This is a genomic window from Roseovarius atlanticus (genome assembly GCF_001441615.1).
In the GTDB taxonomy this organism is placed as follows: Bacteria; Pseudomonadota; Alphaproteobacteria; order Rhodobacterales; family Rhodobacteraceae; genus Roseovarius; species Roseovarius atlanticus.
In genome coordinates, this window is sequence record NZ_LAXJ01000026.1 from 41,209 (window position 1) to 55,239 (window position 14,031).

Annotated in this window: 11 protein-coding genes; 2 read left to right on the plus strand and 9 right to left on the minus strand. The window is 65.0% G+C overall.

Going from position 1 to position 14,031, the window contains the following annotated elements; all coding sequences use genetic code 11:
* Positions 1-4: 4 nt before the first annotated feature.
* The 8 genes from XM53_RS19040 to XM53_RS19075 all read right to left on the minus strand — a co-directional run bounded on the left by XM53_RS19040 (position 5) and on the right by XM53_RS19075 (position 10,823).
* Entirely contained in the window at positions 5-1,450 is a 1,446-nt protein-coding gene (locus tag XM53_RS19040) for an NAD-dependent succinate-semialdehyde dehydrogenase (protein WP_201455447.1), read from the minus strand.
* A 3-nt stretch (positions 1,451-1,453) separates the two neighbouring features.
* Positions 1,454-2,500 (minus strand): tartrate dehydrogenase, encoded by a 1,047-nt coding sequence (locus XM53_RS19045; RefSeq protein WP_057796244.1) that lies wholly within the window; start codon positions 2,498-2,500, stop codon positions 1,454-1,456.
* Between the two features lie 23 nt (positions 2,501-2,523).
* Entirely contained in the window at positions 2,524-3,987 is a 1,464-nt protein-coding gene (locus XM53_RS19050; RefSeq protein WP_057796246.1) for an aldehyde dehydrogenase family protein, read from the minus strand.
* Positions 3,988-4,109: 122 nt separating this feature from the next.
* Complete coding sequence (locus tag XM53_RS19055; protein ID WP_057796248.1) at positions 4,110-5,483, minus strand: NAD(P)/FAD-dependent oxidoreductase; 1,374 nt, start codon at positions 5,481-5,483, stop codon at positions 4,110-4,112.
* Positions 5,480-5,803: a (2Fe-2S)-binding protein gene (locus XM53_RS19060; protein ID WP_057796251.1), complete on the minus strand. Its 324-nt coding sequence runs from the start codon at positions 5,801-5,803 to the stop codon at positions 5,480-5,482. The genes XM53_RS19055 and XM53_RS19060 overlap by 4 nt, the downstream gene beginning before the upstream one ends.
* Entirely contained in the window at positions 5,800-7,788 is a 1,989-nt protein-coding gene (locus XM53_RS19065; protein WP_057796253.1) for a hydantoinase B/oxoprolinase family protein, read from the minus strand. The genes XM53_RS19060 and XM53_RS19065 overlap by 4 nt, the downstream gene beginning before the upstream one ends.
* Before the next feature lie 4 nt (positions 7,789-7,792).
* A complete protein-coding gene (locus tag XM53_RS19070; protein WP_057796255.1) occupies positions 7,793-9,847 on the minus strand; it encodes a hydantoinase/oxoprolinase family protein in 2,055 nt (684 codons plus the stop codon).
* 91 nt (positions 9,848-9,938) lie between these two features.
* Positions 9,939-10,823: a LysR family transcriptional regulator gene (locus tag XM53_RS19075; protein WP_057796256.1), complete on the minus strand. Its 885-nt coding sequence runs from the start codon at positions 10,821-10,823 to the stop codon at positions 9,939-9,941.
* A gap of 111 nt (positions 10,824-10,934) precedes the next feature.
* Here XM53_RS19075 and XM53_RS19080 point away from each other — a divergent pair, with 111 nt between their 5' ends.
* The gene (locus tag XM53_RS19080) at positions 10,935-12,041 is read left to right on the plus strand and encodes an NAD(P)/FAD-dependent oxidoreductase (RefSeq protein WP_057796258.1); all 1,107 of its coding nucleotides are present in this window, start codon (positions 10,935-10,937) and stop codon (positions 12,039-12,041) included.
* Between the two features lie 2 nt (positions 12,042-12,043).
* Here the strand turns inward: XM53_RS19080 and XM53_RS19085 are convergent, their stop codons facing one another.
* On the minus strand, positions 12,044-13,369 hold the full coding sequence (locus XM53_RS19085; protein ID WP_057796260.1) for an NAD(P)/FAD-dependent oxidoreductase: 1,326 nt from the start codon (positions 13,367-13,369) through the stop codon (positions 12,044-12,046).
* 158 nt (positions 13,370-13,527) lie between these two features.
* Between XM53_RS19085 and XM53_RS19090 the strand changes: the two genes are divergently transcribed.
* A complete protein-coding gene (locus tag XM53_RS19090; protein ID WP_057796262.1) occupies positions 13,528-14,022 on the plus strand; it encodes an Lrp/AsnC family transcriptional regulator in 495 nt (164 codons plus the stop codon).
* Positions 14,023-14,031 lie beyond the last annotated feature (9 nt).

A 14,031-nucleotide genomic window follows, 5' to 3' on the forward strand; every position in this document is an offset into this window, starting at 1 on the left:
CTGATCAGGAGTCGTAAAGCCCGCCCATGTGAAACGCCTTGGTCTCGAGATATTCCTCGATGCCTTCCCGCGCCCCTTCCCGGCCAAGGCCCGAGGCCTTGACGCCGCCGAACGGGCTTTCGGCATGGCTGACCACCCCGGTATTCAAGGCCACGATCCCGAACTCCAGCTCCTCGCCCACGCGGAACGCCCGCGCTAGGTCGCGGGTGTAGAAATAGGCTGCGAGCCCATAGGGCGTGCCATTGGCAAAGGCAATCGCCTCGTCCTCGGTTTCAAAACGGAAGATTGGCGCAACAGGGCCGAAAGTCTCTTCACTGGCCAACTGCATATCGGACGTGGCGTCGGTCAAAACCATCGGATCGGCATAGTGCGCTGCCAGCTCGCGCGCGGCAGTGCTGCGCCGCGCCCCCTTAGACAGGGCATCCTCAACATGGGTAGTGATCTTCTTGATTGCGGCCGCGTTGATCATCGGGCCGATGTCGCTTCCCTCCGCGTCGCCCGGTCCGACCTTCAAGGCATCCACGCGCTCTGACAGCGCCGCCACAAATGCGTCATGTATCCCCGCCTGCACCAGAATGCGGTTCGCGCAGACGCAGGTCTGCCCACCATTGCGGAATTTTGACAGCATCGCCCCTTCGACCGCGGCCTCCAGGTCGGCATCGTCGAACACGATGAACGGTGCGTTGCCGCCCAGTTCCAGCGACAGCTTCTTGAGCGTGGGCGCGCATTGCTCGGCCAGCAGCGCGCCGACGCGCGTAGAGCCGGTGAAGGACAGCTTGCGCACCACCGGCGAGGCAGTCAGCGTCTTGCCAATCTCCTCCGGCCGCCCGGTCAGGATGTTCAGCACGCCCTTTGGAATTCCGGCCCGCTCGGACAGCACGGCCAGCGCAAGCGCCGAGTAAGGCGTAAAGTCTGACGGCTTAATCACCATGGTACATCCCGCCGCCAGACCGGGCGCCACCTTGCGGGTGATCATCGCGATCGGAAAGTTCCACGGGGTGATGATTGCGCACACGCCCACCGGCTCCTTCATTGCAAGGATCTTCTTGCTCGGCACCGGCGACGGGATGATCGCCCCGTCAATGCGGCGTGCCTCTTCGGCAAACCAGCGGATGAAGGATGCGCCATAGGCCACCTCGCCACGCGACTCGGCTAGCGGCTTTCCCTGCTCGGCGGTCAGGATTTGCGCCAGATCCTCGGTATGCTCCAGCACCAGGTCATGCCATCGCATCAGAAGGTCGGCCCGTGCGGCATGGGTCCGCGTCCGCCAGTCCCGCATCGCCGTCTCCGCCGCCAGGATGGCGCGCTCTGTCTCCTCGGCGGTCATGTCGGGCATGGTGCCCATCACCTGGCCGGTCGCTGGGTTTATCACCTGCATGTCTGCACGCTCAATCCAGTCACCGTCGATCAACGCGGCCTGGCGGAAAAGATCAGAATCACAAAGCTTCATCATTCACCCTTTCATCGCGGCAATCACCGCATCGGTAATCTCGTCCGTGCCGTGACTGCCGGGGCGAATCCCGATCCCTTGACCCGTGGTCTCGGCAATCGCCTTTTCCACCCTGTCTGCAGCTCTGTCCTCGCCCAGGTGGCGCAACATCATCGCCCCCGACCAGATCGCCGCTATGGGGTTTGCAATCCCCTTGCCGGCGATATCCGGGGCCGAGCCATGCACCGGCTCGAACATCGATGGCGCGGACCGGTCGGGGCAAATATTGGCAGACGCGGCAAACCCAAGCCCGCCCTGAATGGCCGCGCCCAGATCCGTCAGGATGTCACCGAAAAGGTTAGACGCCACGATCACGTCGAGGTTCTCGGGGTTCATCACCATCTTGGCGGCCATGGCGTCGATATGGACATGGCTGACAGTCACATCGGGGTACTCCGCGGCCAGCGCGCGCGTCATCTCGTCCCAGAAGACCATCGAGTATTGCTGCGCATTCGACTTGGTGACCGAGGTCAGGTGCCCCCGCCGCGCTTGCGCCTGTTCGAACCCGAAACGCAGGATGCGCTCCACCCCCTGCCGGGTAAAGATCGAGGTCTGCACCGCGACCTCGTTATCACGCCCTTGATGCACGCGTCCGCCCGCACCGGCATATTCGCCTTCGGTGTTTTCGCGGATGCACAGAATGTCGAACGCGCCCGACTTCAACGGGCCTTCGACACCCGGCAAGAGACGGTGCGGGCGGATATTTGCATACTGGTCGAACGCCTTGCGGATCGGCAGCAGCAGACCGTGCAGCGACACCGCGTCCGGCACCGACTCGGGCCAGCCGACGGCCCCCAGAAAGATCGCGTCGAAACCACGCAGCGTTTCGATCCCGTCCTGCGGTATCATCGCACCCGTCTCGTGGTAATAGGCGCAGGACCACGGGAACGTTCCGGTGTGCAGAGTGAAACTCTCCATCCCGGCGACGGCCTGCAATACCTTCATGGCGGCCTGGGTCACATCAACTCCGATCCCGTCCCCGGGAATCAACGCAATTTGGTGTTCGGTCATGGATGGTCCTTCGGATACGTTGTTCAAAATGCGGCCAGCACGGCTTTTGTGCGGCGGTTTGCGGTATAGGCTTCGCGCCCGAGATCCTTGCCCAGCCCGCTGGCTTTCCATCCGCCGGTGGGCAGGATGTGGTCGCGCGAGCGGCCATAGCGATTGATCCAGACTGTCCCCGCCTCGATCCGGCGCGACACGCGCAGCGCGCGGCCCAAATCACGGGTGAAGACGCCCGCGCACAACCCGTACGTCGGATGCGCCGCCATCGAAATGGCCTCGTCCTCGGTCTCGAATGTTTGAAATGTGGCGACGGGACCGAAGATCTCTTCGGTCACGGCAGGATTATCGGGTGACGGCCCCGCCAGCAGCGTGGGTCGGTAATAACTACCCTCGTGGTCGAACCGCGCCCCGCCACACAACGCCTCAGCCCCCTGGTCGCACGCCGCGCGCACGAGGCTGTCGATCCGGCCAAGCTGCGCTTCGGATATGATCGGGCAAAAGCCCGATTGGGCGTCCCAGGTGCTGGCCGGCGTGTGCCGGTCGAACCTTTCGGTCAGACGCTGTGCCAATTCCTCCGCAATCCCCCGGGCCACGATCATCCGCGAACCCGCGACACAGAATTGGCCGGCATTGGGCAGGATACCACGTTCAAGGCACTCCGCCGCAAGATCGAGGTCGGCATCCTCGAACACGACCATCGGGCTCTTTCCACCAAGCTCCAGCGTCATCGGCTTGATCCCGCACCTGGCGACATTCTCCATGATCGCGGCACCGGCGCGGGTCGAGCCGGTGAACGAGATCTTGTCGATGCCCGGATGGCCCGTGATCGCTGCGCCGGTTTCCGGACCATCGCCCAGAACCACGTTGAACAGCCCTTCGGGCAGGCCCGCGCGCACCGAAAGCTCGGCCATGTAAAGCGCCGACCAGGGCGTCATCTCTGACGGTTTCAGGACCACCGCATTCCCCGCGGCGAGCGCAGGGCCCAGTTTCCAACCCGCCATCGAGATCGGGAAATTCCACGGAGTGATGGCCCCCACCACACCATGCGGCTCCGAGGTGACCATACCCAGGCTTCCCTCTGCCGTGGGCGCCAGCGCGTCGCATTCCTTGTCGGCGAACTCGGCGAAGAACCGGATCTGCTCGGCGGTCACGGGGATGTCCCCGGCCACCGTGTCGGCCACGGGGCGGCTCGAACAGACCGCTTCCAGCCGGGCCAGTACGGGGGCCTCCTCTTCCATCAGGTCGGCCCACCGATGCAGCGCGCGCAACCGTTCGCGCGGGGACGCACGCCCCCAGCCGGATGTGCGCAGTGCGGTGCGCGCGGCCTCGACCGCGCGGTCCACCACTGCCATGTCGGCTTGGGGCACTGCGCCCAGCGTGGCACCGTTCGACGGGGCCGTCACTGTGATTTGGTCGCGGGCGGTCACATAGCGTCCACCGATGTAATGCCCGCGGGGCAGCGTCAGCTCCGCAGGATCGAAGGCAAGTGTCATGGTCACCTCTCGTTGGTTGTCCACAGTCTGACGTGATCGGATTGGCAACACTTGCCGAAAGCGTTCGGATGGCGGCATTTTTCGCCGCCATCGCCATCATGGGACGCAGAAGATTGTGTAGCTCATTCGGGCGCATCGGCGCGGGAGGCCAACAGGCCAAGCGGCGCAGGACGCACGGGCGGCTGTGACCGCAGACGGCCCACGGAGGCGGGATCGCACCCTGCCTGCCCCGCCATCACCTCGGCCCCCGCAATCTGGCAGTACCGGCCCTGGCAGCGCCCCATACCGACACGGCTGAGCGACTTGGCCCGGTTCGCATCCTTTCCGGACAGGCTCAGGCTCCGGCGCAGCTCGCCCGCGGTGATGCCTTCGCACCGGCAAAGGACCGCTTCGTCCGGCACGGCCCGGACCATCTCCGCAGGCCAGGGAAACGCGGCGGCGACCGCCTTGGCGAAACGGGCCATGCGCCGCATCCTTCGAATATCGCCATCCTGCTCCCCCGTGTCCACGGGATGCCCCAGATCGGCAAGGCAGGCACGCGCGGCCAGCCGCCCGGCGATCTCCGCTCCGTCGGCTCCCAAAAGACACAGCCCGTCCCCCGCCAGGTACAGCCCGTCCCGGACCCGTCCTGCCATGTCCGTCCGGGGCAGCCACTGCGCCCATGTATCCGACCACGCGAACTCTGCCCACGCCAGATCGGCCAGCGCCGTCTCGGCGCGCAGGTGCCACCCAAGCGCCACGGTATCGCAGGCCGTGCGGTGATGCCGGCCCCCCGCGTCCCGCCAGGTGATCGCGGCAGGGCCGCTCCCATCACCCTCGATCTCCGTCAGGTTGACACCGGCCGAGTACCGCCGGCCCAGCCCGGCCCGCAACCGCAGACCGCGCAGCGTGACCCCCGGCCGGGCCAGCGCCATACCGATTCCGCCACGAATCTGAGCACGCCATGGCGCGGTGTCCAGCACCGCAGCCACCGTCGCCCCCGCGGCAATCAGCTGCGAGGCCACCAGCGTCAAAAGTGGCCCAGATCCCGCCAGCACGATCCGCCGTCCGAGTGCCACGCCCTGGGACTTCAGCGCTATCTGCGCGGCACCCAGCGAATAGACACCCGCCATCTGCCATCCCGGCACCGGCGCCAGCCGATCGGTCGCACCGGGCGCGAGCAGCAGGCAATCGTATGTCAGCGACAGGACACCGTCAGGAGAGAGCACCTGAGCGCTCCCGTCCTGCAGACCCAGGACACTGCACCGAGGGTGATAATCGATCTGCCGTTCACGCACGAGGCCATCGAACGTCTCGTGTAAACTCATGGCCTTCCCGGCCTCGGATCCGTACAGGGTACGCGGCGGGCGCAGGAAGCCTTCGGGGGGACGACGATAGATCTGGCCTCCGGCGCGTGCACCCTCGTCCACGACAACCGGGCACAGACCGGCGGCGACGAGCGTTTCCGCCGCGCGGATGCCCGCCGGCCCCGCCCCAACAATCAGCACGCGCGTCATGGCCCGGGCCAGCGGTCGGGCGGGGCCGCGCGCAACCGCATCCCCTCTTGCAGCAATGTCGAACAGGCGCGCAGACGCGGGCCGTCTTCCTGCCACAGCCAGCAATCCTGGCACGCGCCCATCAGGCAGAAGCCCGCGCGCCGCTCTGGCCCGAACTCCGCGTCCCGCAGCGAGGGTTCCGACGCCAGAATGGCGGTCAGGAGCGTATCGCCCTTCAGCCCTGACAGCGCACGCCCATCGAAGGTAAAGGTCACTGTAGGACGATCCGCTTCGGCCAGACGTTGGAGACGCCCCGTGTGCATCGCGCCCGAACGGCTCATTCCGCGGCCTCTGCCGTGGCCTGACTTTGCGGGATGTCGGGAAACCGCACGCAGGTCTCGTCGAAAGCGGCGCTGACTCCTTCGGCGCCCGCGCGCCCGTCCATACGGCGGAAAACCTCCGTCTTGACGAAAAATCGCCAATGGACGGGCAGCGCCGCCAGGATGTCGGTCAGGCGCGCATAGGCCGGGGCCGTCCACTGTGCCTCGTATGCCTCGCGTTCGGGTCCGAAATGGAAATGATTCTCATGCGCGCCTGAGGCGGACCTCAGTGCGGCCGTGGCCGCCTCGTCCACCTCTCCGTCGTCCAGCAGGACCACACCATACTCGGATCGCGCCGCCTCGTCCGAGACATGGCCGCGCCGCACGTCGAGGGCGACGCGCCAGGCCTCGCGTTCCATCGGATCACCTCGCCCGCCTCCTCCTGCAGACCTCAGCGACAGAACGTCGCCCGGTTGCAATATGGCTGTGTCGGCACTGCCCATCCGGCGTGCCTCGGGCGTGTCGGGATTGACCGCCATCTCGGCCAGCCCCGCCGCGCGCCCGCCCAGTACGCCCCAAGGCCGGAACCGCGAACGGTCGCGATTGCGGGCCGTGATACGCGTATCGGGTGTGAAAACGCGAAACGCCATTTCCGTGGCCAGCCCGCCGCGCCAGCGCCCCGCCCCGCCGGTGTCGCGGGCCAGACCGTATTTGACGAACTCGATCGGCACCTCGGTTTCGGTGATCTCGATCGGCGTATTGCGCAGATAGGCCGCATCCGCGCCAGACCCGTTGGTGCCGTCGCGGTCGGGCATTCCGCCTCCGCCTCCGACCACCGGGTTCACCGCCGCGATGATTTTCTGCCCGGTGCGCTCGTCGTGTGTCATAACGTTGACGATGCAGTTGTTGCCGGCGGGCGCGGCGGGCATCCGGTCCGGAACGGCTTGGCTGAACGCGCCGAAAATGACCGAGCGCAGCCGCGCACAGGTTAGCGATCGCATTCCCACAGCCGCTGGCGCCACGGGATTCAACACGCTCCCCTCGGGCGCGATGCAGGTAAAGGGCCGTGTCAGTCCGGTGTTCAGCAACAGCCGCGGATTGAGCGTGTATAGCACATAGTAGACCCCCACCATCAGGATCGTGTGACGTGGGTCGCCCCCCGATGGCACGTTAAGCGACGAGCCCAGCTGCGGATCCGATCCGGTAAAATCCAGCTCCGCGCTGTCGCCACGTATACGTAGCGTAAGGTTCAGGCGGCATGGATTGGCGAAATCGCTATCCTCGTCCGCGTAGTCGGCGAAGGAATAGTCACCATCAGGGATCGCCCTCAGGATTTCTCGCGCCTGCGCCTCGGCCTGGTCCTTGAGCGCGGCCACACCCGACACGAATCCGTGCCGCCCGAACCGCGCCAGCATCCCGTGCACCTTGCGCTCGCCGGTGTTGAGTGCGCCCACCAGCGCCTTGATATCGCCGACATTTAGACCCGGCTTGCGCACGTTCGTCTCCATGATCCGAAGGATCTGCGCGTCGAAGACCCCTTCGTTCACCAGCTTCATCGGCGGGAACCGCACACCTTCCTGATGGATCTCGGTCAGTGAACGCGACAGTGACGCCGGCACCGCACCGCCCATATCGGTGTTGTGGATATGCCCCCCGGTCCAGGCCACGATCTCGTCCTCGTGAAAGACCGGCTTCCACAAATGCGTATCGGGGGCGTGGGTTGCGACATGCCCGGAATAAGGATCGTTGGTAAATGCCACGTCACCGGGACGGTAGCCGTCGATCATGTCGATGGCGCGTCCGTAGGTCAGGCCGGGGTACCACGTGGCACCAAGGCTCATGGGCACGGCAAAGGTGTCGCCGGCACGGTCCATGATCATGACGGTGAAATCCTGCGTCTCTTTCACGAAGGCGGAATGGGCCGTGCGTTGCAGGGTATACGCCATGTTCTCGGCCGCTGCGCGGGCGTGGTTGGCCAAAACCTGAAGGGTCATCTTTTCGGTCATGGGATCACTCCGCGAATATCAGATGGATGTTGAGATGCCGGTCTACTTGCGCCGTCGCACCACCGGGGATGGCCAGCGTCGTGTCCTCCTGACACACCACGGCGGGGCCGTGGAATTCCGTACCCGAGACCAGATCGGACCGTTGGAACAGCGGGATGTCCCGCGCGCCGTTCAAATGCACTTGCACGTACCGCTCGGGCGTGGCTTGGGACGCGCCATCCGATGGCTCTGCTGCCATGTCAAGCTTGGGCGTCAGCCCGATTGCCGCCAGCCTCAGGTTCACGATCTCGATCGCCCCGTCATCATCATTGAAATCATAGATCTGACGGTGCGTTTCGTGAAAAGCGGCCGCCATGCGAGCGGGGTCTGACAGCCAGTCCGGCTCCAGCGGCGTTTCAATCTCATAGCTCTGTCCGGCGTAGCGCATATCGGCCGAAAGCCGGATCTGAGCCGGACCGTCATGGCCTTGCGCCGTCAGCCATGCCTGTCCCTCGTCCCGCAGCGCTTCGAACGCGGCGCGCAACGTTGACACGGCGGCTGCGTCAAGGTCCCTGAACACCGTCCGCAGGAAATCACCCCGCATGTCGGCCACCAGTCCTCCCAACGCGGACACCACGCCCGGCCGTCGCGGCGCCAGCACCCGCTCCATGCCCAGTTCTCTTGCCAGAAAGGCACCCAGCATCGGCCCGCCGCCGCCAAATGGCATCAGCGTAAAGTCTCGCAGGTCGACCCCCGCACGCGAGCCCAGCTTCTCGACCTCGACGAACATCTCGGACACCGCGATATCCAGTATCGCCTGCGCGGTCTCTTCGACGCTTCGCCCAATCGGCTCGGCGAGTCCGGCCACAGCCGCGCGGGCCAGATCACGATCGATTTTCAACTGCCCATAGGCCATCTCGACCTGCCCCAGCCAACCGCAGACGGCCATCGCATCGGTCACTGTCGGCGCCGTTCCACCTCGCCCGTAACAGGCTGGCCCTGGCGTAGAGCCGGCCGAGTCCGGCCCGACGCGCAGCACGCCATGGTTGTCGACGCTGGCGATGGAGCCACCGCCGATGGCGATGGAGCTTACCGATACCGAAGGAATGTGAAGAGGAAAGTCGCCGATCCGCTCGTCCGAACCGTACTGGACCTCTCCATCTACAATCAGCGCGAAATCAGCAGACGTGCCACCGATATCCAGCGTCAGAACCTGCGACTCCCCAGCTTGCCGTGCCAGGAACGCGGCGCCCATCACGCCCGACGCAGTGCCCGAAAGCAGCATCGAGACACAGCCCCGACGCCCCTCGGAAGCACTCATCAGCCCGCCGTTTGACTTGGTCAGCAATGCCTTGGCCGGCACGCCACGCGACGCAAGCCGGTCTTCCAGCGCCGAAAGATACCCAGCCACGCGCGGGTGCACATACCCGTTGAGGATGGCGGTCGAACTGCGCTCGTATTCCCGGATGACCGGCCAGACCTCTGACGAGGTGAAAACGAAAAGATCAGGCGCCTCTGCCTCGATCATTGACTTGACCTTGGCTTCCTGGGCGCCGTTACGCCAGCTGTGCAGGAACGAGACGATGATCCCGTCCGCTCCGACATCGCGCGCCTGCGCGACAGCGTCACGCACCGCCTCGGCCGTCGGCGCCAGCGGTTCGCTGCCATCCGCACGCAGCCGCGCCGGAACGCCGAAGATGCGGTCGCGCGGCACCAAAGGATTGGCGCGGTGACAAAACAGCGAGTACATGTCCGGCATGGCCAGCCGCGCCAGTTCGATCACATCCTCGAACCCTGCATTGGTGATCATCGCCAACCGCGCGCCCTTGCGCTGCAAGATTGTGTTGACGCCCACCGTGGTGCCGTGCACGAACCGCGACACGCAGGCCGGATCCAGCCCCACACGCTCGGCCAGAAGGTCCAGCCCGGTCAGCAATTCGGCGCCCGGCTCATCGGGCGTGGTCAGTACCTTGAGTGACGCGATGCGCCCGCTGGTCGTGTCCAGCGCGCAGAAATCCATGAAGGTTCCGCCAATATCGACGCCGACTTTCCAATTCGCCGGGGCGAGAGTGCCATCCATCTTGCGTGGTCCTTTCGGTCATTTGCCGCAAAGGGACCAGATTAGTTACACGCCGTCCAAGACTGATCGCGCGGCAGCGCATAAGAAGAGCTTATGCCTCGGTCACGGGCGTGGCGTGCAACAGCTTGCGCATCGCCACTTCGGCGCGCGACAGGCTTCGGTCCCGGGACACCAGCAGGGAAACCGGAAGGCTTGGCGTATCGCTCAGAGGTCGCGTGAGGATGCCCGGAAACTGCTCCCACGGCAAAAGCGCATCGACCAGCGCGACACCCAAGCCGGCCCGCACGAATCCCGCTGCCGAAATTGAACTGTCGATCTCGATCTGCGGCGAAAAACTGATTCCGCGCCTGCGCATGGCCATGTCCAATTCGTCATGCGGCCGGGTCTGACTGCGATAGGAGATAAGTGTCTCGTCCTTCAGATCTGCATAATCGAGCGTGTCCTGAATGGCCAAAGGATGATCCACCGGCAGAAGACAGCAGAAATGCGTCTTTCCGATTTGCTCGACCGTGATGTCGGGCGGAAGGTTGTCATCCAGCGCCAGTGCCATCGCGGCATCGCCCTTGCGCAGCAGGTCCACCATAGCCGCCAAGGGCGCGACATGTGTCCGCAGCACCACATCGGGGTGATTCGCGCGGAACGCACTCAGGGCGCGCGGCAGCAGCGACATTCCGGGCGGCGGCGAGGCGGCAATGCGCACCAGTCCCGCCCGGCCCAACCGCAAATCGGATGTCTTGCGCCTTAATCCTTCAAGCCCCGCAAACAGGCGTTCGGCCTCGGGATAAATTTCAAACGCTTCGGGCGTCGGCCGCAAACGGCCTTTCTCGCGGTCGAAAAGGTCGAAGCCCAGCTGCGCCTCGGTGTGGATCAGAATCTGGCTCAGCGCGGGCTGGGAAATATTGAGCAGGCGCGCGGCCCCGGTAACGGTTCCGGCCCGCATCACGGCGGTGAAGACTTCAAGCTGACGCGCGCGCATCGTTCATACCCCATAGGTGCAGCTTATAGCGTGCCACGGATCCGGTCTTTGACTCAAGCCGTTGTAACGCGTCTCATTGCGCAAATTCCTGGGCCAAAGGGACAATGCTGCATGGATGTGATCGTACTCGGTGGCGGCCTGATGGGAACGGCATCGGCCTTCTTTCTGGCGCGACGCGGCGTCCGCGTGACCCTGATCGAGCGCGGTCGGATCGGTGCCGGGGCAACCGTGGCCTCTTTCGGCAACATCCGGCGCAGCGGGCGTCACCTGTCGCAACTGCCGCTGGCAGCGCGTTCACTGTCGATCTGGAACGAGGCGGAGACGCTCCTTGGCCGCGATGTGGAATTTCGACCGACCGGGCACTTGCGCCTGATTTTCGATTCCGAAAGCCTGGATGACATGCGCGCCTTCGCCCAGTCGGCTCAGGCCGAGGGCCTGATCCTCGATGAACTCGACCCCGCCCAGCTGCGCACCCGGTTTCCGGGTCTCGGTCCAACAGCCATTGCCGCCTCCTTCTCGCCAAACGACGGATCCGCAAACCCCCGATTGGTTGGCCCGGCATTCGCAGACGCCGCCGCGCGCGCAGGGGCACGCGTGGTCGACGAGGCTCTTGTCTCGGAGATCCGAACCAGTGACGCCGGCTTCGAGGTCAAGACGGCCAAAGGCACCTTTCGCGCCGCGAATTTGCTCAACTGCGCAGGTGCCTGGGGCCGTTCCGTCGCTGCGCAATTCGACGAAGATGTGCCCCTGGAAACCTGGGGGCCGCAAATGGCGGTGACCGAACCCCTGCCCTATCGCATTGCGCCGGTCGTCGGGGTCTGGTCCCAGACGCACGGTGCCTATCTGCGGCAGGTCGAACGTGGCAATGTCGTCTTCGGCGGGGCGGTCGACCGCGTGCGCATCGAGTCCGAGCCGGGGTTTGCGCGTCCCGATCCCGCCCGCCTGCCCGCCCAGGTCGCCGCGGTGCTCAAGCTGGTTCCTGCCCTGGCCGACGTGGCCATCATACGTCAATGGTCCGGTTGCGAAGGCTATGTGGCCGACGCGCTGCCCATCATGGGGCCTTCGGGCACGACACCCGGTCTCTTCCACGCGTTCGGGTTCTGCGGGCACGGGTTTCAGCTGGGGCCCGGCGTCGGCGCGGCCATGGCAGAACTGATCGCAACAGGGCAGTGCGAGACTCCGCTGAAAGAATTCGCCATCACGCGGTTCGCCGCATGAGATCAGAAGTCCGCCACCTTGCCCCATTGTCCCTTGCCGAACCGATCAAGCCGGTATTGCCGTGTCTCGGTGATCGGCGCGCGCCCCAACACCATGTCGGCCACCAGATGCCCGACGCCGGGACCTATGCCGAACCCATGTCCAGACAGACCCGCGGCCAGTACCACACCCGGCGTTCCGACATCGGCATCGATGACCGGCACGCCATCGGGCGTGCTGTCGATGTAGCCGGCCCATTTCGCCTGCACGGGCAGTCCGCTCAGCGCAGGCAACAGGGTGCGGGCACGTTTCAGCGTCAGGTCGACCAGCGCCTTGCTGGGCACGGGGTCAAGGATGCGCTCACGCTCCATCGGAGTCTCGCGGTCAAACGCCCAGAGCTTGCGCGTCTCGAACCCGGCGCGCCAGGCCTGCAATCCGCCCGGGCGCAGCACGCGCCAGCGCCGTGCGAACATCGGCAGGAAATGGCGCGCTTCTGCGATGGCTCCGGGTGTGGGATCAATATTGGCCAGGCCCGAGACCGCAAGGGTATAAGCACCGTCGCGGCGCCGCGTTGCGGACACCTTGGCGGTGTGCAGCGCATCCGGAATGCCCGTCGCGCCCGGCGCCACCGACAGGATCGAACTGCGCGCCGCAGCCTGCGGAAACCTAATGCCGTGCCGGTGCATGAAGCTGCCGGCCCATGCCCCGCCGGCCATCACGGCCACACGGGTGCGGATCGTCCCGCGCTCGGTAATAACGGCAGAGACCGCCCCGCCTTCGGTTTCCAGCCCGCGCGCCGCGCAGCCCTGAACGACCGTACCGCCGTGCTGGATGATCCCCGTCGCGATCAACGGTGCGGCCCGCGACGGGTCCGCAACCCCGTCACTGGGCGACCAGACACCGCCCTGCCAGTCCTTGCCCGTGGCCGATCCGCGCTCGGTTGCTTCGTCTGCGCTCAGCATCCGCGTGTCCACACCCTCGCCGCGGGCAAACTTTCCCCAGCGCGCCCAGCCGTCCAGTTCCGCCGCATCGTTCGACAGGTACAACAACCCGCAGCGCCGAAAACCCAGGTCCGCGCCGATATCGGCAGTCATCTCTTCCCACAATCCAAGGCTCCGCGTGGACAGCGGCAACTCGCGCGCATCGCGATTCTGCTGGCGGCACCACCCCCAGTTGCGGCTCGATTGTTCCGCGCCGATCCGGCCTTTTTCCAGCAGGACGACGCGTTGCCCGGCGCGGGCCAGCCAGTAGGCGGCGCTGACGCCCACGATTCCGCCGCCGATGACCACGCAATCGGCGTGCTCCGGAACTTCGGTATGTGTTTCGATATCGAGCAAGGGTGCAGGCATGATTATTCCACGTGTTTCCCGAAACATAGCTGTAGAGTTTCGGTGCTTTGTGCCGCATATGGGAAGATGACCGGCAGATCGTTGCGTATTCGCTGGCGCTCGTGGGCGGGCAAACCACGGCATGGCGTGGAGGGCCAATTCATGCAAGGACAGGACGGATGAGCAATTCGCAAAAGCTGGACCGCATCGACGTCAGAATCCTGGCCGAGTTGCAGCGCAACGGCCGGATCACGAATGTCGAACTGGCCGATCTCGTCCATCTGTCGCCCTCGCCGTGCCTGACCCGCGTCAAGAAGCTTCAGAAATCCGGATACATCACCGGGTATTCTGCGCTGATTAACGTGGCCAAGCTAGGTGAGACACTGACCGTCTTCACCGAATTCACCCTGAAGAACCATCGGCAGATCGATTTCGCCCGCTTCCAGGAGGCGCTTGAGAAAATTGACAATTGTGTCGAATGCCACCTGATTTCGGGCGGCTACGATTATCTGGCAAAGTTCGTCACGTCGGGAATCAGCGACTATCAAGAGATCATCGAGGACCTCATCGACCGCAGCGAAGTGATCGACAAATATTTCAGCTTCGTCGTGATGAAGACACCCTTCGTCAAGCGGCAACTGCCCCTGACCCGGCTCTTTGCCGACACCCAGTGATACCCCGAA